Raw genomic sequence first — 22,650 nt, forward strand, 5'->3', positions numbered from 1 at the left:
CATATTGATTAGGGTGGTAGCAATGGTGAAACGTATAGAAAAAGTACTTGCGGCAAATCGTGGAGAAATAGCGATTCGGATTTTTCGGGCGTGTACGGAATTAGATATTAGTACAGTTGCAATCTATTCAAAAGAAGATTATGGATCTTACCATCGATATAAGGCGGATGAAGCATACCTAGTTGGGGAAGGCAAAAAGCCGATTGATGCATACCTGGATATTGAAGGTATTATTGCAATTGCTAAGATGAGCGGAGTCGATGCGATTCATCCTGGTTATGGTTTCCTTTCAGAAAACATTGATTTTGCTAAACGTTGTGAAGAAGAAGGCATTATCTTCATCGGACCAGAATCAAGGCACCTAGATATGTTTGGAGACAAAGTAAAAGCAAGAACACAAGCAGAACTAGCTGATATTCCGGTCATCCCGGGTAGCGAAGGTCCTGTAACAAGTGTGGTAGAAGTGAAAGAATTTGGTGAACAATACGGTTTTCCAATTATTATAAAAGCGTCTCTAGGCGGCGGCGGGCGCGGAATGCGAATCGTTGAGAAAGTTGAAGATGTTGAAGAGGCTTATGATCGCGCAAAATCTGAAGCCAAAGCAGCCTTTGGTAATGATGAAGTCTATGTAGAAAGATTTATTCAAAATCCAAAACATATTGAAGTTCAAATTTTGGCTGATACTCACGGGAATATCGTGCATTTATACGAACGTGACTGTTCTGTTCAGAGACGTCATCAAAAAGTTGTAGAAGTGGCACCTTCTGTTTCGCTTTCTGAAGACTTACGTGAAAGAATTTGTGAGGCAGCAGTCAAATTGTCAAAAAATATTGACTATGTCAACGCGGGTACTGTCGAATTCCTTGTTGCAAATGGTGAATTTTACTTTATTGAAGTCAATCCAAGGGTACAGGTTGAGCATACCATTACTGAAATGATTACAGGTATCGATATTGTTCAATCACAAATCATGATTGCTGAAGGACATGAACTTCATGGTAAAAAGATTGGGATTCCTGAACAAGCTGGTATTAAAACACATGGTTTTGCAATACAGTCACGGGTAACAACTGAGGATCCATTGAATAATTTTATGCCGGATACTGGAAAAATGATGGTGTATCGTTCTGGTGGAGGTTTTGGTGTTCGTTTGGACGCTGGTAATGGGTTCCAAGGGGCTGTTATCACACCATATTATGATTCACTTCTCGTTAAACTTTCGACACATGCGCTTTCATTTGAACAGGCTGCATCAAAAATGGTTCGTAACCTTAAAGAATTCAGGATTCGTGGAATTAAAACGAATATTCCATTCCTTGAAAATGTTGTAAAACATGAGAATTTCATTAGTGGTGAATACGATACTTCCTTTATTGATTCAACACCGGAACTATTTACCTTCCCAGTCAGAAAAGACCGTGGGACAAAAATGCTTTCATATATCGGTAATGTTACGGTAAATGGATTCCCGGGAGTGGAAAAAAAGAAAAAACCTGTTTTCGATTTAGCGCCAATTCCAAATGTTGGCGGACTTCCGCTTATCTCGGGTACGAAGAATATTCTGGAACAACAAGGTGCAGAGGGGCTTGTTAATTGGATTAAAGATCAGAAAGAGGTATTGATTACTGATACGACTTTCCGTGACGCACATCAATCTTTATTGGCAACGAGAATTAGGTCGAAAGATATTCTTGATATCGCTGAGCCTACGGCGAAACTTCTTCCTAATTTGTTTTCTATGGAAATGTGGGGCGGGGCAACTTTCGATGTAGCTTATCGGTTCTTGAAAGAAGATCCATGGGACCGTCTATTAAGCTTTAGAAAAAAAGCACCGAATGTGCTTTTACAAATGCTATTAAGGGCTTCAAATGCAGTGGGTTATAAAAATTACCCAGACAATGTCATTCGCGAATTCGTTGAGAAATCAGCGGATGCAGGAATTGATGTTTTCCGGATCTTCGACAGTTTAAACTGGGTAAAAGGTATGGAAGTGGCAATAGATGCAGTCCGTCAATCGGGTAAAATTGCTGAAGCGGCCATCTGTTACACTGGGGATTTAAATGATCCGTCACGTAGCAAATATAATATCGAGTACTATAAAAATATGGCGATGGAGTTGGAACATGCCGGTGCTCATATTATAGCTATCAAGGATATGGCAGGACTTCTTAAACCGGAGGCTGCTTACCGTCTGGTATCAGAATTGAAAGAAACAACTTCCCTTCCAATCCATCTGCATTCTCATGATACGAGCGGAAATGGAATTTACATGTATTCAAAAGCGATTGAAGCTGGCGTGGATATTGTTGATACGGCGATTGGATCTCTAGCAGGATTGACTTCACAACCAAGTGTACAAACGCTTCAATATGCATTAGAAGGCTCAAGCAGACAGCCTAAATTGGAAGTTGATTCACTAGAGCGGTTAGGCGAATACTGGGGAGAAGTCAGGAAATTTTATCATGACTTCGAAAGTGGTATGAATGCACCTCATACTGAAGTATACAAACATGAAATGCCTGGAGGTCAATACAGTAATTTGCAGCAGCAGGCTAAGGCTGTAGGACTAGGAGAACGCTGGCATGAAGTTAAAGAAATGTATCAGCGCGTTAATGCAATGTTCGGAGATATCGTTAAAGTAACGCCGTCTTCTAAAGTTGTAGGAGACATGGCCTTATTTATGGTGCAAAATAACCTATCTGAAGAAGATGTCCTTACAAAAGGCCAAACCATTGATTTCCCTGATTCCGTAATAGAGTTATTCGAAGGCTATTTAGGACAACCGGTTGGAGGATTCCCAAAAGAGCTTCAGGAAGTTATCCTGAAAGGCAAAAAACCTATTACTGTAAGACCAGGTGAATTGTTGGAAGACGTAGATTTTGGCGCTTTAAAAGAAGAATTGTTCAATGAATTGGGACGTGCTGTCACAGACTTCGATGTACTTGCATATGCTCTATATCCAAAAGTATTCTTGGATTACAATAAAACTATTGAATTGTTCGGCGATGTTTCAAACCTTGATACGGCCACTTTCTTATATGGCATGAGATTAGGGGAAGAAATCGAAGTTGAAATTGAAAAGGGTAAAACGCTTATCGTTAAATTAGTATCAATCGGTCAACCATTGGCTGATGGAACTCGAGTTGTGTATTTTGAATTGAATGGTCAATCTCGTGAAGTAATCATTAAGGATGAAAACATTAAATCTTCTGTTCAATCCAAAGTGAAAGCAGACTCAAAAAATAAAGAGCAAATCGGTGCAACAATGCCTGGTACGGTAATTCGTGTTGTCGTCGAAAAAGGGGATCAAGTTAAGCAGGGTGATCACCTAATAATTACGGAAGCCATGAAAATGGAAACAACCGTGCAGGCGCCATTCTCTGGGACTATTAAAGACATCTATGTTAAAGATGGTGAAGCGATTAGTACTGGTGATTTGTTGATTGAAATAACTAAGTAATACCACTGACTAAGGATATTGTTATCGAAGTTGGGCATATTAGTACCCTTGAGATTTCAAGCTGCTGTATGCCCTCCTTTGGGTTAAGCTGGTTACATCGAATTTGTCTTTCTTATACAAAAAAGCCATCATTCTGAGGAATGATGGCTTTTTTTGAATCTATTAATTGAACAATCAGACATTAACGAGCGGGTATGGTTGGTGTTATTTCTTGTTCATCCTGTCCGTTGACGGTATGTGTTGCACTCCCTTTTTTAATGGCTAATGCATTTTTTTTGCTTCTAGAAGTCAGCAGCATTAAATAGCTCATTACGCCAAAAAAGCAAGCTATGAATAGTGCATGTGCCAATGCAATATATAAATTCTGTCGTGAAAAAATAATAAAGGCTCCAGCGGTAACTTGTAAAAAAACGAGAATGAATGCAGCAATCCAACCGCCATATATTACTTTTTGATGTTTGTAATATTTATGTGCAATAAATGCCACGTAAGATACCCAAATGAATATTGCCCCAGCAATGGCCCTGTGACCCATCTGAACCCATTCATAAAGGTTTGAAGGGAGTGCAAGGCTGTCATTTACACATAAAGGCCAATCCTTACAGACTAAACTAGATTCTGTATGTCTCACAAGTGCACCCGTATATACGACTATTAGGCTGTAAATTAGTAAGCCAATAATATGAAATCTCATCCGCTTATCAACTATAAGTTTTTCAGCTTCGAACTTCTTGTCTACTTCAAAAATCAAAAGTGTTAATAAAAAGACAGAAGCAAAGGAGATTAGTGATATACCAAAATGGAGAGCCAGAACGAAATCAGATTGTGACCAAAGAACCGCTGCTGCTCCAATAAGCCCTTGAAGAACTAGAAAACTAAAAGAAATAACAGATAAAAAGCGTGCTTCACGAATATGCCCTATTTTTCTCCAAGACATATAAGATAAAATTAAAACCATGAATCCTCCAGCACCTGAAACAAGTCGATGGGAAAACTCAATAACTAATTCAAGCGTAATTTTGTCAGGGATCAATTGGCCATTACATAATGGCCAGGACCTGCCACATCCCATGCCGGAATCCGTCTTAGTGACTAAAGCTCCACCAAGTAAGATGAAAAGCATTACAATCGTAGTTAAAACAGCAAACCATTTAAGAGACGATTTCACTAGAAGTCCCACCTTTTTCTCTGGAGCCAAATTAGTTAGTTCCATAAATTTCATACTTTAATAATAGCATAAGATATTGCATAAATATTTGTCGAACTTTCTTGATATTACACAAAATAGAATGATTTTACAAGTTCAGTTAATATTATACCTATTAAATAAAACGCCTGAAATAGTTGAAAGTTACAAGAGACTTTGATAGAAATAAAGGGAGTGTAAATCTTTAAGTAGGAGCAAAATAGAGATATAGCCTAGGAGATGATGATAATAACTGACTATGTATGTTATTAATAAAAGACATGAAACACCAGCAAACACAGTAAAATTCATGCGACACAAATTGGTCAAAAATTATCCGAAAAAATTTCACAAAAGCTTCCAAAAATGTGTTTTAATATATTGAAGAAATGATTTTACTAAATTTTACTGTTATTAAGCATGATATAAAGAATAAAAGCTCTCAAAGGATTCCATTGACAACGGTCATTGGTAAATAGTTTACTTTTTGTTTACGCTTCCTTGGTTACAAATATCGAAAAGTATGAAATAATGTTCTATAGTATCGTAAGTAACTTTTTTTACATTTGCGTCTTTGGTGAATGATTTAAAGGAGGAAAACAAATGTCAGAAACAAGGGGTATGTCAGAAGCTGTCATGAAGGACAGTAAAGCCGCCCTTCAATCGGATATACCAGAAACAACAGTTTGGAAGGATTTTCTCTCACTTATTAAAGTGGGGATTGTCAATTCAAATATAATTACAGCTTTTACCGGAGTATGGTTAGCCCTTCATTTTTCAGGGCTTAGCTTCTTAAGTAATCTTGATGTAGTGTTTTATACGCTTGCAGGCTCGGCGCTCATTATGGCTGGATCTTGCAGTTTTAATAATTACTATGATCGTGATATCGATCATTTAATGGAAAGAACGAAAAATCGGCCAACAGTAACTGGAAAAGTACAGCCTTCAAAGGTATTGGTGTTAAGCTTTGGCTTGATTGCTGCTGGACTAATTTTACTCGCTTTGACTAATATGACAACTGCCATAATCGGTGCATTTGGCGTATTTGCCTATGTTGTCTTATATACTATGGTTTTTAAGCGGAGATTTGTCTCAAATACAATTATAGGCAGCATTTCCGGTGCAGTTCCTCCACTTATTGGTTGGGCTGCCGTTGATCCTGGTCTTGATACTATAGCGTGGGTTTTGTTCGCTATTATGTTTTTGTGGCAGCCTCCTCATTTTTATGCGCTTGCAATGAGACGTGTCGAAGAATACCGTGCAGCGGGAGTGCCAATGCTTCCAGTTGTAAAAGGGTTCAAGGCCGCAAAAAGATCGATTATGTTATGGATTATTGTATTAATGTTTATTCCTTTCTTTTTAACACCTTTAGGTACTCCGTTAGTTGTTCTGGCTGCTTTATTGAGCACAGGTTGGCTTGTTTTGGGAATAAAAGGGTATAGAAAGAAAGATGATGTTAAATGGGCAACATCCATGTTTGTATATTCTTTAAACTATATGACCATTTTATTTGTAGCGATGGTTATTGTCACACTCATTTAGTATTAGTTAAATAATGTATATTGCAGCCTGTTCTTTGACAGGCTGCAGCTTACTTATCAATAATTGTCCACTAACCGCCAACCATACATATAAACTTAGAACGCATCAAGAGAGTACTTCATAAGAGCGGTTACATGAGCCATTTTAATAATTCCTTAGATTAGGGATTCTTTCTTTTTTTAGAAATTAACATAGAGAGAATATTCGCAATTGCGCCCATTTTTATTTTTGTGAGAAAATTTTGACGAAAGAGGGGTTTCTGAAGCTATGAAAAAAAGGCTGCACAAATGGCGCCTAATTGCTTTGCTGGGTATTGTAGGACTTGTCCTTTCGGGCTGCGGCGAACCATTCCTATCCGCGCTGAAGCCAGCTGGCAATGTTGCGCAATCTCAGTATGATTTACTGATATTGAGTACGTTAATCATGGTACTGGTTATTATTGTTGTGGTTATTTTGTTCGTTGTAGTGTTACTGCGCTTCCGCCGAAAGGAAGGCGACGAAACAATACCGAAACAAATTGAAGGAAGTCATAAACTTGAAATTATCTGGACTGTTATTCCTATCCTTCTTTTAATTGTTCTGGCTGTTCCAACTGTCGTCACAACTTTTGACTTAGCTGACACAAAAGCAATGGATAAGAAAGATAAGGATGGAAAGACGAAGGACGCACTTGTAGTAAATGTTAGGGCGAACCTTTATTGGTGGGAGTTTGAATATCCAGACCTTGGTGTTGTTACAAGTCAGGATTTGGTCGTACCAACTGACCAAAAAGTGTATTTCAATTTAACTGCTTCAGATGTTAAGCATTCATTCTGGGTACCGGCTGCCGGAGGAAAGATGGATACAAATACAGATGGAGTTAATCAGTTTTTCTTAGAATTCGATAGTAAAAAGGCAGAAGATTCGAACAATTTATTTTACGGGAAATGCGCTGAGCTTTGCGGACCTTCCCATGCTTTGATGGATTTTAAGGTGGTAGCAAAATCTAAATCCGACTTTGAAGCATGGACTAAAGATATGAAGTCTGCAAAAGAACCCGCTGTTACTGGTGATTTAGCAAAACAGGGTGAAGACGTCTTTAACCAAAGCTGTATCGGTTGTCATGCGGTTACACCTAATGACAGTAGACCTGAGGCTGCCCGTCAAGCTCCGAATCTGGCTACATTTGGTGAACGTGAGAAAGTAGCTGGAGTTTTGGATCATACTGAACAAAATGTGAAAAATTGGATCAAGGATCCTGAGAAGTATAAACCGGGTAACACGATGACCGGTACTTACGGTGAACTTTCAGATTCACAAATTAATGCACTAGCAGCTTATCTTTTACAGCTGAAGGTGGAAGGAAAATAGAACATTGATTAAGGAGGTTAAATCGTGAGTACGTACGCTAATAAAAAAGGATTTGGCGCTACGATCTGGGATTATCTGACAACGGTAGACCATAAGAAAATCGCCATCTTATATCTTATTTCTGGCGGATTGTTCTTTGTGATCGGCGGTTTGGAAGCGATGTTTATTCGTATCCAGCTTGCAATCCCAAATAATGACTTCGTAAGTGCCGGATTTTATAATGAAATTTTGACCATGCACGGCACGACGATGATTTTCCTGGCAGCCATGCCATTAGTATTCGCTGTTATGAATGCAGTTGTGCCATTACAAATAGGGGCTCGTGATGTTGCGTTCCCATTTTTAAACTCATTAGGTTTTTGGTTATTTTTCTTTGGGGGTATATTCTTAAATCTTTCATGGTTTCTAGGAGGAGCACCTGATGCAGGCTGGACATCGTATGCATCACTTTCTCTGCACTCTGAAGGCCATGGTATTGATTTTTACGTCCTAGGATTACAGATATCCGGACTGGGAACATTAATTGCAGGGATCAACTTCCTTGTAACCATTATAAATATGCGTACGCCTGGTATGACCTACATGCGTATGCCGCTGTTTACATGGTCAACGTTTGTTGTTTCTGCATTAATATTATTTGCTTTTCCTCCACTTACTGTAGGATTAGTGTTAATGATGTTTGACCGGATGTTTGGCTCGAATTTCTTTGATGTAGCAGCTGGAGGTAATACGATTATTTGGGAGCATTTATTCTGGATATTCGGTCACCCAGAAGTATATATTCTGATTCTTCCGGCGTTTGGTATTTTTTCTGAAATTTTTGCGACATTCTCTAGAAAAAGATTATTTGGTTATTCATCGATGGTATTTGCAACCGTTTTAATCGGTTTCTTAGGTTTCATGGTTTGGGCCCATCATATGTTTACCACTGGTTTAGGTCCTATCGCAAATGCAATCTTTGCGGTGGCTACCATGGCTATCGCTGTACCAACAGGTATTAAGATATTCAACTGGATTTTTACGATGTGGGGAGGAAGCGTCAAGTTCACGGTTCCAATGCTTTATGCAGTTGCCTTTATTCCTACATTTACCATGGGTGGCGTAACAGGTATCATGCTCGCATCCGCACCTGCTGATTATCAATACCATGATAGTTATTTCGTTGTTGCCCATTTCCACTATGTAATTGTCGGTGGGGTTGTATTAGGTTTATTGGCTGGAATCAATTTCTATTGGCCGAAGATGTTTGGAACTATGTTAAATGAAAAATTGGGACAAATCACATTTTGGACGTTCTTGATTGGTTTCCATCTAACATTCTTTATTCAACATTTCTTAGGGCTGATGGGGATGCCTCGTCGCGTATTTACATTCTTGGACAATCAAGGTCTCAATACAGGTAATATGATTAGTACCGTTGGAGCCTTCTTAATGGCATTTGGTGTCTTGGTAATGGTCATCAATATAATCATTACATCTGTGAAAAATGAAAAAGTAGGCAATGATCCATGGGGAGATGGTCGTACGCTTGAATGGGCTATTCCATCACCACCGCCATTTTATAATTTCAAACAACTTCCGCTTGTGCGTGGTTTAGATCCTTACTGGGTTGAAAAAATGGAAGGGAAAACGGAAATGACTCCTGCAGAACCACTTGGGGATATCCATATGCCAAATTCATCTATTCTTCCTCTAACGATTGCTTTCGGTTTATTTGTAGCCGCATTCGGTGCTTTATATAATATGGATGATAAGACATGGACCCTACCTATAATCATTGTTGGACTTTTGATTACATTTGGTTCAATGTTAATCCGTTCCGTTAAAGACGATCATGGATACCATATTCATAAAGAAGACCTTATGGACGATAAAGATAAGGGAGGTAAGGCATAATGCAATCAGATGAAAGATTCACGGATGCTACTTGGCCTGCTTCTCCCGAGAAAGCGACTTTAGAAGGTAAAAATAAGTATTTGGGATTCTGGTTGTTTCTTGGTGGAGAGACGGTATTATTCGCCTCACTATTTGCAACTTACCTTGCTTTAAAGGATAAAGTTCCAAATGGTGATGCAGCGCTAGCAAAAGATTTATTCGAGTTACCACTTACTTTTGTTGCGACTATGCTGTTATTGACTAGTTCATTAACTAGTGTGTATGCAATGTATCATATGAAAAATAATCACTTTAAACAAATGCAGGCTTGGCTTGTGATTACGGTTGCACTTGGTTTTGCTTTCCTAGGTCTTGAGATTTATGAATTTAATCACTATGTTCATGAATATCATCATACTTTTACGAGTAGTGCGTTCGGCTCCGCTTTCTATACGTTAGTCGGCTTTCACGGAGGACACGTTGCTTTCGGTTTGATGTGGATCATTTCGCTGATGGTTCGTAATGCAAGAAGGGGCTTGAATTTATATAATGCTCCTAAATTTTATGTTGCGAGTCTATATTGGCATTTCATTGACGTAGTCTGGGTGTTTATCTTTACAGTCGTATACTTAATGGGAATGGTGGGATAACTGATGGCGAATGAACAATCAAATTCAGCGAACCCGAATGTCGATTTAAAATATCGCCGTAAGAAAAATGCTGAAGAGATGAAACATCAAGTGATATCATTTACACTTATGATTTTCTTTACATTAATTGCTTTTGCTGCAGTAGGAATTGAAGGATTTTCACATTGGTTCATTAAACCAGTCATTTTGCTACTGGCAGTCGTTCAAGTGGTTTTCCAATTGTATTATTTTATGCATATGAAGCATAAAGGGCATGGTACTATTGCATTGTTTTTATTCTCTGGCCTTGCAGTCGGCTTAATAACTGTTCTTGTTTTCACAACGATTGTTTGGTTATAAACTATAAAGAAAATCGGCTATTGTTTAATAGCCGGTTTTCTTATGTCTTGTTCATTTGTTAGGAAAATAATCCAAGTTTATCTATATTTGTTACTAAGTTTTATTTTAGGTATAATGGAAGTAAGAAAAAGTTTATGACGAGGTGATTTTTTGTCTATTGATATTTTCGGCTTTCGTGCTTTGTGGAGTCCATACTATTTTGCCGCCCTCGTACTTATAACGGTTGGATATTTTTGGTTGGTGACAAAATACAGATGGAAGTTTCCGGGTAGTTCATCGCTTTCCGTAAAGCAGGTAACTTATTTCTTATTAGCAATGTTCCTGCTTTATATGGTAAAGGGTTCCCCGCTGGATTTATTGAGTCATATCATGTTCAGTGCCCATATGTTTCAAATGGCTCTGCTTTACTTGGTGATTCCGCCATTATTTATCATTGCGATACCAGACTGGTTCTGGAGATCTTTCATAGGTTCAAGGGGAGTGAAACCGTTATTTCAGTATTTCACGAAACCCCTCGTGGCTCTTTTACTATTTAATGTCCTTTTCTCGTTGTACCATATCCCGTTAGTTTTTGACTTTATTAAAACGGGGATGTGGTTTCATGCTGGCTACACGGCGATCTTATTTACGACAGCAGTTCTGATGTGGTTTCCTCTTGTTAATCAACTTCCAGAACAAGAAAGTCTATCAGGTGTTAAAAAAGTAGCTTATATTTTTGGCAGTGGTATTTTAATGACACCAGCTTGTGCATTAATCATTTTTGCTAATTATCCGATGTATGATACGTTTACGAATGCTGAATCATGGGCCAGTGCGATGGAGCTTTGCGTGCCTGCTTCAGCATTGTCCAATTTATCACTCAGTGGTCCAGAAATGTTTAATGGGCTGCCGTTGCTTGAAGACCAGCAGCTTGGCGGGGTACTTATGAAGGTTATTCAAGAAATCGTTTTAGGATATGTTTTAGGAGTCATTTTCTTTGCATGGTTCAAAAAGGAAAATGGAGAGCAAAATGGGATCGATCCGATTCCTTCAGAATTTCAGACTGTAGAATAGTCGTATCATAAAGGACTTGTCTAGTAACGGACAAGTTTTTTATGATGTCATCGCCATTACGGTGCTGCCTAACGAAGACTTTAATAGGGAAAAGAGGCCATCCTTTTTATAAATCGTAAAAGCTAGTGATTAGTCTTAGCTTTTCTATAAAAGTGAGCATTCTGTTAATAATCCTTGATTTTATTGTATTTTATGATTACCTCTTATAAAATGGTAGTTGATTAATAAATATAGAGAGGACTACAATTCTTATGTCTTTACCAATCCTTCCAACGATAAGTACAGCTTTCATTGTATTAAGTGCCATCACTGTTGCAATAGGCTGGTATCAAATTAAACAGCGCAAAATCGAGACCCATAAGAAGACAATGATGGTAGCTGCGGTTTTTGCGGTAATCTTTTTCACTATCTACCTTTCACGAACAGTCTTTATTGGTAGTACGTCATTTGGTGGACCTGATGACATTAAAATTTACTATACGATTTTTTTGATTTTCCACATAACGCTTGCTACGACAGGAGCTGTTCTTGGAATTATTATGCTTACCACTGGGTTTAAAGGCAATTTTGCCATCCATAAAAAAATTGGGCCTACGACAAGTATTATTTGGTTTTTCACTGGAATCACTGGAGTAGCCGTTTATATTCTGCTTTATGTCATTTATCACGGTGGAGAAACAACATCTTTAATAAAGGCAATTCTAGGGTTTTAAAACAAAGAAAAAGCCTGGTGCAAAAAAGCATCAGGCTTTTGTTATAGGTATTTAAAAAAGAGAGAGCATCTATAGACACCCTCTTTTTTTACTGTATTTTTTGCTAAAGGCTTTTACAGGCCATTAAATTGTGTGAGTTCTTCTTTGATCTGAGCAAGGATTTTTTCACTTTGCTTCACTAATGAAGCAGGGAAGTCCTCTCCTTCGCCGTATTCAACGCCGTGTGGATAATAGTGTTTTCCTAATAGAGGAACCATTAGTTTGATGACGGCTCTGTGAGCGCCTACATCGCCTTCTGTAGCAAAGCCAAGTATTCGCAGATAGAACGTGCCTTCTTTTATTTCAAATTTACGATCGTAACTAACTCTTTCGTAATCCCATTGTTCTGCACGTATTAAACCATATTGCGGCATTAGGTCATCTAGTCGGTTTAAGTCGGCTGTGATGTTCTCGATTCCAAAGCTTTCAAATTTCACGAGTAGTACCTCCTATGTTTACATTTGAGAATTAAAATGACATACCAGGAAAATGTTATGTACATAAAATATTTAAATAATTCTCCAGTATGTTTATAATATACCATTTTATCCTATATTTTATAATAGTACGAAATGGTGGAAGTTGCAATGAACTCAAACATGGTATTTTCATCATTCACAAAAGTTACACTTTTTAATAATAAATTAAATGAAGTGGCATTCCATTGTAAATTAGAAAATTATGATTGAACAATGATATAATCAGGAAAGAAAGATGTGAGCATTGTATACATAAATTAGATAGAGAGAGGGAGTGTTCCTCTGCGCGGGTTAGGTAAGGTAACGGTATTAATTATTATCTTTTTTGTAATCGGTATTTATCTTAATATCGGCGGTGAAGATGAAGGTAATCCCCTAATTGATGGTAACAAAGGTGTTAACCCTAATGAACATATAAATGAGAAAAGTACTTCTTCTGAAAAAGAGGTGACTGAAGCTACAGAAGGTTTGGCAGTTACAATTGGGAAAAATACGAAAGAGATAGAAAAAGAATTCGGAGAACCTGATCGAATTGACATGTCCGCTTATGGCTATGATTGGTGGGTTTATAAAAAAGATTATAGTAATTATTTTCAATTAGCCGTTGAAAATGAAAAAGTGATATCTGCATATGGTATAGGTGATAAGGTTAATGTTGCGCCATTTAAAATCGGACAATCCATTGATGCCATCTATTCTAGTTTGTATGTAGAACCAACTGTTGATATTGAGGTTGGAGATAGTTCCTATCGTTTTGAATTGTCTGAGGAAGATATGAACATGAGGCCTTTGATTGAACTTGGGGATATTCATGTACAGTTGTATTTAGATAAATTCTCAGGAACGGTTTCAAGTGTTCGGTTTTTGAATGATTCTACCCTTTTAAAACAACAGCCTTATGAGTTGACCTACCATGGTAAGCTTGTGAAGGTTAAGGATCTTTCTGAGAAAGACTGGGAAAAGGTGGAGGAAGGCAACGAACAGCAAATATTCGATATTACGAATATCATGCGTAGCAGATTTGATTTGAAGCCTCTAGAATGGGATGATTCTGCAGCCGAAGTTGCTTGCCTTCATAGCCGTGAAATGAAAGATATTCCTGAAGGAACAAACGTCCCTGAAACAAAAGGGGATTTGGAAAAGCGTCTGAACGCAGGTCACGTTAAATACAGCGCAGCAGGTGAAAATATTGCTAAAGATTATGTGGATGCAGCGGCAGTCATGGAAGGCTGGCTAAATAGTAAGGGCCATCGGGATGCGATGCTGAATGAGGACTTTACAGGCTTGGGTGTTGGGGTTTATAAAAAGTATTATACACAGAATTTCATAAGAAAATAAAAATGGATCCCTTATGGGATCCGTTTTTATTTTCTAATTATTATATTTTCAAGATGAAAAAGTTGCCTGTCGATACCGCGCAAAGTTCGCCATCATCGCGGTATACCTTTCCTTCGACGATAATCGTTTTATTGCCTCTATGTATTAACTCACACTTACATGTTAAATGATCACCAATAGCGGGTTTTACATACCGAACTTGTATATCTGTCGTTACTGTAGCGTACCCTTCTGGAACTGTTGAGTTGGCAATGATTCCCATGCACGAATCTATCAAGGTAGCAATCATTCCGCCGTGGGTAATGTTCAATTCATTATGTACAAGTGGTGTGTTAGGCATGGTCATTGTAAGTGAGGTATCCTGTTGGCGTACATCCTTATTTAACTGCAATAGGCTTGAAATATAGGAATACTTCTTTTGTTCTCTTTTTACTTGTATTCCTGAGATTATTCCCGATAAAACGGCTAACTCTGTTTCATCTGCTGACTTTGCCAGTTTTTGAAAGTCTTCGACTAAATCCCTGAAATCTATCATGAAAATACCCCCTCATTTTCTAATATTATACTATAAGGAAATACAATTAAATTCGGAATAGAAATGCCATGCACTTTTTATTTCATTTTAGCATATGGTGAACATAGGCGATGTCTTAGTGTGAGGTGAGAGTAATGGCAAAAAAAAAGCGCCCCTCCGTCGATGGATTTCGGGAGTTTGTCAAGGAGCATCCTTATTTAGTAAATGAAGTGAGAAACAAGCAAGCAACATGGCAGGAACTTTTTGAAGAATGGTACTTACTCGGAGAAGATCATTCACGCTGGCAGGCTGACGGCAGTGTGAATGAATCTATAGTGAAGTCTGAACCTCAATCACAGCCGGTAGAAAAGGGAGATCAAAGTACGGAGTTGATAGGTTCGTTAATGAGTGCAGTTAAAAATATGGATATGGGTCAGATACAACAATATATTACAAATGCCAATCAGGCAATTGGGGCAATACAGGGAGTGCTATCGGCTTTCCAAGGGAATAAATCAGGTGGTGATTCCAATCCGCCCCCGAAGGATAAAGGGCAGAGAGCGAATCCATTCATATTTAACAAAGATTAAGTAGTGAAGAGGGGAGGGCTTTTCATGCGCCAGAATGTATATGAATTCATTCAAACAAATGAAGATATGCGTAATTACTTGAGGGTTCAACCTGCATGGTACAAAAGGTTAATGCGGAATCCTCATGAAGTGGACGTATTCGAAACGGAAGCGAAATACTATTTTGAGAAGTCGATACCACATCGGGTTTCTAAATTTTCAGAAAGCGTTCAGGTTGCTTCCATGATGCTTCATATGTTTCAAGCGATGAATACTCCAGGCGAATGAAGAAAAAAAGAGTAAATTACTCCTTTTGGCGAACAATAAAGGCAAAAGGGGGACGATGATATGAGAAGATTCATTATGGTTCTAACAGTGTTGATGGCAGCGACAGGTTGTGGAAAGAAAATACCGGAACCTGAAAATTTAGGAGCAGCTCTACAAAATGTTTCTAACTTAAAAGCTGCCACCACTGTATCAACCGTCCAAAATTTGGATGAGGACTTTCAGGTGAAAACTTTTGTGAAAGGGAACTCTGTATATGTTGAATGCTACCTAAAGGAGTATGGTTTTTCTGAAACAAATCCTAAACAATTGGCAACTGTGTCGGTATCTATTGATAATCAAAAGAAAAAAGTTATGCGGACAGCGGCTTTTATCTTAAAGGATGTTCCAAATGGCATGCATAAGATTAAGCTGGAGATCTTAAATGGTTCAGGTAAAAAAACAGGATTACAAAAAGAGTTTGAGGTACATATCACTTCCTCTATTTAATCAAACCATTAGCATCTGATAGGAAGAAATGTTAAAATGGTGGTGGAGGTGAGCTTGTTTATGCTTGCTACTATGGAAATTATCGACATTTTACAACAGGCTGACGGATTAGCTGAAATAATCCTTCATTCTGAAATAGGAGAAGAATATCTCCTTAGTTTATATAAATTACAGAGCGACAAAGAGGCACAGCAGAAGATTTCAAAGTTTACCTCTTTAAAGGATCTGTTTGAAGATGTTCAAAGGTTCGGTAAATATCATCCGGACTACAAACGTATCAATTTAGAGACTAGAGAAGCTAAACGAGATATGGATATGCATTCTACCGTTGCCCAGTTTAAGAGGGCAGAGACGGAATTGCAATCCGTTCTTGACGAAATCAGCGGACGAATTGGCCGGGCAGTTTCTGAGCAGGTTAAAACCCCTGCGGGAAATCCATTTTTTGTATCTTCAGGTGGGTGCTCAACCGGAAGTTGCGGTACTGGTGGGAGTTGTGGGTGCTCTGCTTAATAGGAAAAAGCCTGGTCCTTCCAGGCTTTTTTTTTATAGCAGTGTTAACTTCTAAACAAGATGCAGTCCGGACAGAGATTCCCACAGCAAAACATCTTTTGTTGTGGTACATAAAAACGGTGGCGGAATACAAATAATTGGATTTCCTGCCGGACGAAAATGGTTTCGCAATGGAGTTGCTTGCCTCGCATTGAACGGCTTGCTGCTTTTTTTATTAAGAGAAAGAGATTATTTTTTTCGTTTTCCTTATCCTTCTGAGGATAATGAATATATATAAATGGAATGCCCGTAATTTTCTTTAGCGAGGCTTGGCTTATCTCTTCATTATCTAATAGATGTCCGATAAATTGATTCCAGATTTGGTCTAAATCCATCTCTTTTTCGGCTCCTTTCTTATTATCTATATTCATAATAGTAAGAGAATTTAGTTTATAATCTTTTTTTCTTGGTTGAAAGTACAGATTCTGCTATGCTAAACTTAATTAAAACCTTTATAAAAGGGAGTTATTGATATGCTTGGAGCGAGACAAGGAATTATCGTCTATTTACATACATTAAAACAAGCCAAAATGCTTAGGAAATTCGGGAATATCCATTATGTTTCAAAAAAATTGAAATATGTAGTCCTTTATACAAACATGGATGAAGTCGAACCATTGGTAGAAAAGCTGAATAATTATTCGTTTGTAAAAAAAGTGGACCTATCTTATAAGCCTTTTTTGAAAGTGGAATTTGAAAACTCCAAACCAGATAAAGCGAAAGAATATGATTATAAGATGGGAATTTAAAAAAAGCTGACTCATGCGGAGTCAGCTTTTTTATTTCGGGACATCTATTTTTCTTCAACCTAATGGAGGCAGATATCTGTTCATTCGTAATATACCAATCAAATGCTGATAGTATAACTCGATTTCTGCAAAGAGGACCGAAGATTTTACATCGATTTCAATAATGGATTTATCTAGTTCCTCTGCTAATTTCTCAAAAAGCTCATAGCGTTTGTTTACGGTAACATGAGGGTTCGGAATTCCTTCACGGCAAATATAAAGCGGCTGGAATTTCCCTGGATCTGTAGGTTGCATGACAATAACTAATGAAGTTACCGTTTTATCATTTATCGTAGTGTGTAGAGCTAAAAGCCTTGCAACACGATGCTTTTGATTGCGTCCTACTTCAAGCAGCTCATATATATCAGAATATCCTTGTCCAAGTTCAATAAAACGTTGAATCAATTAAACCTCTCCTAACTAACTTATTATTCATTACTTTATCATTATCTCCTTTAAAAGAGAAGGACAATTTCATTGTCTAATCATGACAAAGCCCCACGAGTAATGGAGGTTTATCAAAAAAAAAAGCCCTGCAAAAATCTGCAGGGTCCTTCTATGTCTAACTTAGGACTAGAAGGCAAAGGGAGAGGAGAAACCGGAGGAAGAACTTATGGGGAAACGTAAGCCTTCTCCGCGGTTGGCAACAACACCTAATAAGGAATGTTGTTATTCACATTATTGCCAAATACAACTTAAATATTCAAAATGTAAGAGATTTATAAAAAGAATGGATGAAGAATAGGTGTTGTAATTGGGTGTAGGAAAATTTAATTTGATGTTGTTCTAGGAAGAAGGAATTGGCTTTTATTATTGGCTAGCTTTTTCTAATATGTTAGGATAGGAAAGTAACAGAAATTTGTCATAAAATGTGGTGAGAATGATGAGGGTCGTTTCTGGAATTTGTAAAGGAAGACCACTAAAGGCTGTACCGGGAACAGGAACCCGGCCGACTACGGATAAAGTTAAAGAATCCATTTTTAATATGATTGGTCCTTATTTCGAAGGTGGGCTCGTACTTGACTTGTTTGCTGGTAGCGGTGGACTAGGAATTGAAGCATTAAGCAGGGGAATGGATAAAGCCATATTTGTAGACCGAGACTTTAAAGCAAATCAAACGGTTAAGGCAAATTTGGAGATATGTAAGTTTTCAGACCGTGCAGAGGTTTACAAAAATGATTCAGAACGTGCATTGAAAGCTTTGGTGAAAAGGGAAATAACTTTTCAATTAATCTTTCTTGATCCACCTTATAAGAAACAAAAGCTTGTGGATTTACTTGAAGAAATACATAAAAACCGATTGCTAAGCAATACGGGGTATATTGTTTGTGAGCATGGCCATGATGTTACATTGCCTGAGCAAGTTGGCGACTTTACTGTTAAGAGAAAAGAAGTTTATGGTGTCATTGCTGTTACGATTTATCATTGGGGGAACGTAAACGAACAGGGGGAACTATGAATGTCAAAAATAGCGATTTGTCCGGGAAGTTTTGATCCAATCACATTTGGTCATCTTGATATCATTCAGAGGGGAGCGAATGTGTTTGATGAGGTATATGTGGTCATTGTGAACAATTCAGCAAAAAATTCATTGTTTACGGTAGAAGAAAGGCTGGAGTTAATTACAGAAGCAACGGCTCATATGCCAAATGTTAAGGTGGATTTCTATCAGGGACTGACGGTCGACTATGCTGAAAGCGTTTCCGCGAATGCGATTATCCGAGGATTACGGGCGACTTCTGACTTTGAATATGAAATGCAGGGAACTTCAATGAACCGTTTCCTGAACAATAACATAGAATCGTTCTTTATCATGACGAAAAATCAATATTCTTTCTTGAGCTCAAGTATCGTGAAAGAGGTTGCGAAATATGGCGGTGATATTTCTGAACTAGTGCCTCCTGTCGTCCAAAAAGCCTTGACTAAGAAGTATGAGCAACAAAAAGAATAGAAAAAAGAGCATTGCCGACCTAGGCAATGCTCTTTTTTCTATTTAAGAAAGTCCTTTGAATAGTCGTTTGGCGAATATCATGATGTAAAGGGTTAAAAAAGCGAGGGTTAACAACGGACCAAAATCAAGCATATTCTGATAAAGAGAGCTTGCACGTTCACCTGTCGATCCGCTGACTGGGAAGGCATTGAATGGGTTGCCGCTGTAATTATTGCCTTTATAGAATGGCCCCCAAAGCAATACAGTGAAAATGGATGCAAGAAAACCATGTGCAATTCTAGCTAGAAAAAATGGCATGAACCGAATGTCTGATGCGGCTATAATACTGGCTACTTGCGCTTGAATGCTGAATCCATTGAAAGCTAGGATGAAACTTGTCATTACAGTCTGCTGAAGGAGGCTCGCATTTTCGACTGAACTGGTTAATTTTGAGCCAAGAGTCATTTCAAACAACCCTGAAATGAACGGGAGGCTTAAAGAATCAGGGAAATTCATTATATGTAATATTCCTCCGACCCACGAGGCTAGCAGTCCGGTAATATTCATATGAAATAAAAGTTTATTGACTACCGAAAAAAGAATGATGAATCCACCAATCATTAGAAGAGTTTGGATGGAGGATAGAACAGCATCTCCAAGCAAACTTCCAAATGGTCTCGTTTCTTTTAGCCGGGTTCGATGCATCTGGCTAAAGGCTTGTCTAATGGAAGGTAGTTTGGTGATTCCTTTCGACTGGGACTTTTCCTCTTTCCAACGGTAAAAGCGCATTAATATTCCTACACAAAAATTTCCTAGGTAATGGGAGAGTGCAAGGATGATACCTAATTGAGGATTATGGAAGAACCCTACAGCAACGGCAACAAACAGGAATAATGGATTTGATGAATTGGTAAAGCAAACAAGTCTTTCAGCCTCAATGCGGGTCACCTGTTTCTCTTGACGAAGCCTTACGGTGAATTTGGCTCCGGCTGGAAACCCAGAGGCAAGTCCCATCGCCCAGACAAAACCGCCCACTCCGGGGACTCGAAATAAAGGGCGCATGAACGGCTCGAGTATGACTCCAATGAATCTGACAACACCAAAACTAATTAATAACTCTGAGAAAATTAAGAAGGGTAGGAGAGAAGGAAAAACAATTTTCCACCACATATTCAGCCCACCTTTGGAAGCTTCAAAAGATTCCTGGGGGAAAATGATTAAGCCAATTGTCATCATCGTGACGGTGAGAGCTAATAATACTGTTTTAGATTTTGATTTAAGCAAAGTTCAGCCTCCTCTTGAAGGGATACTAAATAAGGGCAGTTCGTTTCGTATATATAAAATACGAACTTCCTTTTCTCGAAAAGTAATGCACAGTATGGGTTATCGATTGTAAAAACATGATAAAATGAAGATACTAGGTACTAGAAATGGCTGTAATATTTCAATTTCATTACATTGGGAGTCTTTGTTCGTGCTACCATGCTTGTTTCACTGTCAATATAAACAATATGCTTCTATAAATCTGTTTAAGACCATAACTTTGTATGAGTGTTATTTCAATATTTTGAACTTCTTACAGAGAGGGGGGATTTCTTTGTCAAAACCAAAGATTGGGCTTGCACTTGGGTCTGGAGGAGCAAGAGGCTTTGCCCATATTGGCGTGATAAAGGTGTTGAAGCAAGAAGGCATTCCGATAGATATGATTGCTGGAAGCAGCATGGGGGCGATGGTTGCTGCCTTTTATGGCGCAGGTTCAGATATTGAGAGGCTCTATAAGCTGTCGAGGGCTTTTAAACGAAAATATTATTTAGACTTTACGATACCTAAAATGGGTTTCATTTCAGGTAAACGGACAAAAGATTTAATTAGAGTATTTACATATGGAAAGAAATTTGAAGAACTTGATATTCCTGTAGCAGTGGTTGCTACGGATATAAAAACTGGAGAAAAAGTCATTTTTCAGGAAGGTCCTATTGCCCCTGCTGTCAGAGCAAGCATCTCAATTCCTGGCATCTTCATTCCGGAAAAAATCGGAAATAGACTTCTTGTTGATGGAGGCGTTGTTGACAGGGTTCCTGTTTCTGTAGTGAAGGATATGGGAGCGGATATCATAATAGGAGTAGATGTCGCTCATGTTAAACAAGATATGGAGATAAACTCTATCTATGATGTTATCATGCAAAGCCTCGATATCCTTCAAATGGAATTGGTTAAAAGCAGGGAGTTTGCCTCAGACGTCATGATCCGTCCTAGGGTTGAGAAATACAGCTCGAAATCATTTACAAACATACAGGAGATAATTAGTATTGGAGAAGAAGCTGCAAGAGGAAAGATCGATCAAATTAAGCAAAGCATTGTTACTTGGAAGGAGTCATTTGAAGATGAGCCGTAAAATGTATGTACGCACTTTCCTGGTGGCCGCTATACTACTGATAGCATCTGCTCTTTATTCCCTACCTTATTATGTGTCAAAACCAGGAATGGCTAAAGAATTAGAGCCAATTATTGAGGTTTCCGGCGGTGATGAAGCGGAAGGTAGCTTTATGCTGACCACGGTAAGGATGGGCAAGGCTAATATTTATTCCTATATGCTGGCAAAGTGGAGTGATTATCAGGAAATTTATCCGGAGACATCGATTCGTAGCGAGGATGAAACCGATGAAGAATATAATATTAGGCAGTTGCATTTAATGGACGGTTCTAAAAATAATGCAATCCAAATAGCTTATGAAAAAGCAGGGAAAGAAGTGGATTACGAATACTTAGGTGTATATGTTTTGGACGTGCTAAAAGGAATGCCAGCTGCTAAAGAACTGAAGGCGGGCGACCAAATCATTCAGGTGGATAATGTGAAATTTAAGTCCGCAGAGGAATTCATGGATTACATTAATGGGAAAAAGGCTGGAGACGAAGTTGAATTAGTGTATAAGAGGGAAGAGACAGAGAAAACAGCTCATCTCTCGTTGCAGTCTTTTAAAGATGATCCAAGTAGGGTTGGGATAGGCATTTCTCTCGATGATAATCGAAGGGTCATAACGAAACCTGCCATCGCCATAGATTCTGAACAAATAGGTGGTCCTTCAGCTGGATTGATGTTTTCTTTGGAAATTTATAATCAATTAACAGAGGGAGATCTCACAAAAGGCTACGATATTGCGGGGACAGGAACGATGTCAGATGATGGAACAGTCGGCCCAATAGGAGGGATTCAGCAGAAAATTGTCGCTGCCGATAAATCCGGAGCGGAAATTTTCTTTGCGCCAAATGAAAACGGAGCAGCTGGTTCGAATTATGAAGACGCATTGGTTGTAGCAAAGGACATTGAAACAAAAATGAAAATTGTCCCGGTTGACAATTTTGAAGATGCGTTGGATTACCTAACGAAATTAAAGGAAAAAGAAGAATAAAAAAAGCGCAAGCAGTTCATCTGTTTGCGCTTTTTTTTGTTAAATTTCGATGTCAAAAACACTGCTGAATTTCACGGCGAAAGAAACTGGTG

Annotated in this window: 24 protein-coding genes; 18 read left to right on the forward strand and 6 right to left on the reverse strand. The window is 38.4% G+C overall.

The window, feature by feature from the left end; translation table 11 throughout:
• Positions 1 to 22: 22 nt before the first annotated feature.
• Entirely contained in the window at positions 23 to 3,460 is a 3,438-nt protein-coding gene (gene pyc / locus NST21_RS08060) for a pyruvate carboxylase (RefSeq protein ID WP_340888636.1), read from the forward strand.
• 181 nt (positions 3,461 to 3,641) lie between these two features.
• Here pyc and NST21_RS08065 read toward each other — a convergent pair whose 3' ends face one another.
• Positions 3,642 to 4,628 carry a COX15/CtaA family protein gene (locus NST21_RS08065; RefSeq protein ID WP_340888637.1) on the reverse strand — a complete coding sequence of 329 codons (987 nt, stop codon included), beginning with the start codon at positions 4,626 to 4,628 and terminating at the stop codon, positions 3,642 to 3,644.
• A 621-nt stretch (positions 4,629 to 5,249) separates the two neighbouring features.
• Here NST21_RS08065 and cyoE point away from each other — a divergent pair.
• The 7 genes from cyoE (at position 5,250) to NST21_RS08100 (ending at position 12,168) form a co-directional block, all read left to right on the forward strand.
• The gene (cyoE, locus tag NST21_RS08070; RefSeq protein WP_340888638.1) at positions 5,250 to 6,188 is read left to right on the forward strand and encodes a heme o synthase; all 939 of its coding nucleotides are present in this window, start codon (positions 5,250 to 5,252) and stop codon (positions 6,186 to 6,188) included.
• 267 nt (positions 6,189 to 6,455) lie between these two features.
• Complete coding sequence (gene coxB / locus NST21_RS08075; protein ID WP_340888639.1) at positions 6,456 to 7,538, forward strand: cytochrome c oxidase subunit II; 1,083 nt, start codon at positions 6,456 to 6,458, stop codon at positions 7,536 to 7,538.
• 24 nt (positions 7,539 to 7,562) lie between these two features.
• On the forward strand, positions 7,563 to 9,434 hold the full coding sequence (gene ctaD, locus NST21_RS08080; protein ID WP_053345203.1) for a cytochrome c oxidase subunit I: 1,872 nt from the start codon (positions 7,563 to 7,565) through the stop codon (positions 9,432 to 9,434).
• Complete coding sequence (locus NST21_RS08085) at positions 9,434 to 10,063, forward strand: cytochrome (ubi)quinol oxidase subunit III (RefSeq protein WP_053345204.1); 630 nt, start codon at positions 9,434 to 9,436, stop codon at positions 10,061 to 10,063. Before ctaD ends, NST21_RS08085 begins: the two co-directional genes overlap by 1 nt.
• A gap of 3 nt (positions 10,064 to 10,066) precedes the next feature.
• Entirely contained in the window at positions 10,067 to 10,402 is a 336-nt protein-coding gene (ctaF, locus tag NST21_RS08090) for a cytochrome c oxidase subunit IVB (protein ID WP_056526510.1), read from the forward strand.
• A gap of 150 nt (positions 10,403 to 10,552) precedes the next feature.
• On the forward strand, positions 10,553 to 11,455 hold the full coding sequence (ctaG, locus tag NST21_RS08095) for a cytochrome c oxidase assembly factor CtaG (protein WP_340888640.1): 903 nt from the start codon (positions 10,553 to 10,555) through the stop codon (positions 11,453 to 11,455).
• 251 nt (positions 11,456 to 11,706) lie between these two features.
• A complete protein-coding gene (locus NST21_RS08100) occupies positions 11,707 to 12,168 on the forward strand; it encodes a DUF420 domain-containing protein (RefSeq protein WP_053345207.1) in 462 nt (153 codons plus the stop codon).
• Between the two features lie 113 nt (positions 12,169 to 12,281).
• Here NST21_RS08100 and NST21_RS08105 read toward each other — a convergent pair whose 3' ends face one another.
• A complete protein-coding gene (locus NST21_RS08105) occupies positions 12,282 to 12,644 on the reverse strand; it encodes a YugN family protein (protein WP_053345208.1) in 363 nt (120 codons plus the stop codon).
• Between the two features lie 510 nt (positions 12,645 to 13,154).
• Here NST21_RS08105 and NST21_RS08110 point away from each other — a divergent pair.
• Complete coding sequence (locus NST21_RS08110; protein WP_340888641.1) at positions 13,155 to 14,024, forward strand: CAP domain-containing protein; 870 nt, start codon at positions 13,155 to 13,157, stop codon at positions 14,022 to 14,024.
• 40 nt (positions 14,025 to 14,064) lie between these two features.
• On the opposite strand, the gene NST21_RS08115 is transcribed toward NST21_RS08110, so the two are convergent.
• Positions 14,065 to 14,559 (reverse strand): PaaI family thioesterase, encoded by a 495-nt coding sequence (locus NST21_RS08115; protein ID WP_340888642.1) that lies wholly within the window; start codon positions 14,557 to 14,559, stop codon positions 14,065 to 14,067.
• A gap of 134 nt (positions 14,560 to 14,693) precedes the next feature.
• Here NST21_RS08115 and NST21_RS08120 point away from each other — a divergent pair, with 134 nt between their 5' ends.
• Genes NST21_RS08120 through NST21_RS08135 form a run of 4 tightly spaced genes read left to right on the forward strand, consistent with a single transcriptional unit; the run spans position 14,694 to position 16,391 of the window.
• A complete protein-coding gene (locus tag NST21_RS08120; RefSeq protein ID WP_201181573.1) occupies positions 14,694 to 15,128 on the forward strand; it encodes a YlbD family protein in 435 nt (144 codons plus the stop codon).
• Positions 15,129 to 15,152: 24 nt separating this feature from the next.
• Positions 15,153 to 15,395 (forward strand): YlbE-like family protein, encoded by a 243-nt coding sequence (locus NST21_RS08125; RefSeq protein ID WP_053345212.1) that lies wholly within the window; start codon positions 15,153 to 15,155, stop codon positions 15,393 to 15,395.
• A gap of 60 nt (positions 15,396 to 15,455) precedes the next feature.
• Positions 15,456 to 15,881 (forward strand): hypothetical protein, encoded by a 426-nt coding sequence (locus NST21_RS08130; RefSeq protein ID WP_340888643.1) that lies wholly within the window; start codon positions 15,456 to 15,458, stop codon positions 15,879 to 15,881.
• A gap of 60 nt (positions 15,882 to 15,941) precedes the next feature.
• Positions 15,942 to 16,391, forward strand: a complete 450-nt coding sequence (locus NST21_RS08135; protein ID WP_201181569.1) for a YlbF family regulator — start codon at positions 15,942 to 15,944, stop codon at positions 16,389 to 16,391.
• A 44-nt stretch (positions 16,392 to 16,435) separates the two neighbouring features.
• Here NST21_RS08135 and NST21_RS08140 read toward each other — a convergent pair whose 3' ends face one another.
• Positions 16,436 to 16,765, reverse strand: coding sequence for a hypothetical protein (locus NST21_RS08140; RefSeq protein ID WP_340888644.1), 330 nt, complete (start codon positions 16,763 to 16,765; stop codon positions 16,436 to 16,438).
• A gap of 138 nt (positions 16,766 to 16,903) precedes the next feature.
• Between NST21_RS08140 and NST21_RS08145 the strand changes: the two genes are divergently transcribed.
• Positions 16,904 to 17,179: a YlbG family protein gene (locus NST21_RS08145; protein WP_048684554.1), complete on the forward strand. Its 276-nt coding sequence runs from the start codon at positions 16,904 to 16,906 to the stop codon at positions 17,177 to 17,179.
• A 54-nt stretch (positions 17,180 to 17,233) separates the two neighbouring features.
• Here the strand turns inward: NST21_RS08145 and NST21_RS08150 are convergent, their stop codons facing one another.
• Positions 17,234 to 17,623 carry a DUF7147 family protein gene (locus NST21_RS08150; RefSeq protein ID WP_340888646.1) on the reverse strand — a complete coding sequence of 130 codons (390 nt, stop codon included), beginning with the start codon at positions 17,621 to 17,623 and terminating at the stop codon, positions 17,234 to 17,236.
• Between the two features lie 478 nt (positions 17,624 to 18,101).
• Between NST21_RS08150 and rsmD the strand changes: the two genes are divergently transcribed.
• Both rsmD and coaD read left to right on the forward strand, forming a co-directional pair.
• Entirely contained in the window at positions 18,102 to 18,677 is a 576-nt protein-coding gene (rsmD, locus tag NST21_RS08155) for a 16S rRNA (guanine(966)-N(2))-methyltransferase RsmD (RefSeq protein ID WP_053345216.1), read from the forward strand.
• Complete coding sequence (gene coaD, locus NST21_RS08160) at positions 18,678 to 19,169, forward strand: pantetheine-phosphate adenylyltransferase (RefSeq protein ID WP_053345217.1); 492 nt, start codon at positions 18,678 to 18,680, stop codon at positions 19,167 to 19,169.
• 42 nt (positions 19,170 to 19,211) lie between these two features.
• On the opposite strand, the gene ylbJ is transcribed toward coaD, so the two are convergent.
• A complete protein-coding gene (gene ylbJ, locus NST21_RS08165) occupies positions 19,212 to 20,432 on the reverse strand; it encodes a sporulation integral membrane protein YlbJ (protein WP_053345218.1) in 1,221 nt (406 codons plus the stop codon).
• A gap of 313 nt (positions 20,433 to 20,745) precedes the next feature.
• Here ylbJ and NST21_RS08170 point away from each other — a divergent pair, with 313 nt between their 5' ends.
• A complete protein-coding gene (locus tag NST21_RS08170; RefSeq protein ID WP_053345219.1) occupies positions 20,746 to 21,543 on the forward strand; it encodes a patatin-like phospholipase family protein in 798 nt (265 codons plus the stop codon).
• Entirely contained in the window at positions 21,533 to 22,558 is a 1,026-nt protein-coding gene (locus NST21_RS08175) for a SepM family pheromone-processing serine protease (protein WP_056526530.1), read from the forward strand. The genes NST21_RS08170 and NST21_RS08175 overlap by 11 nt, the downstream gene beginning before the upstream one ends.
• The last annotated feature ends 92 nt before the right edge of the window (positions 22,559 to 22,650 follow it).

Origin of the sequence: Peribacillus sp. FSL K6-1552, assembly GCF_038005205.1 — a bacterium.
Taxonomy (GTDB): domain Bacteria; phylum Bacillota; class Bacilli; order Bacillales; family DSM-1321; genus Peribacillus; species Peribacillus butanolivorans.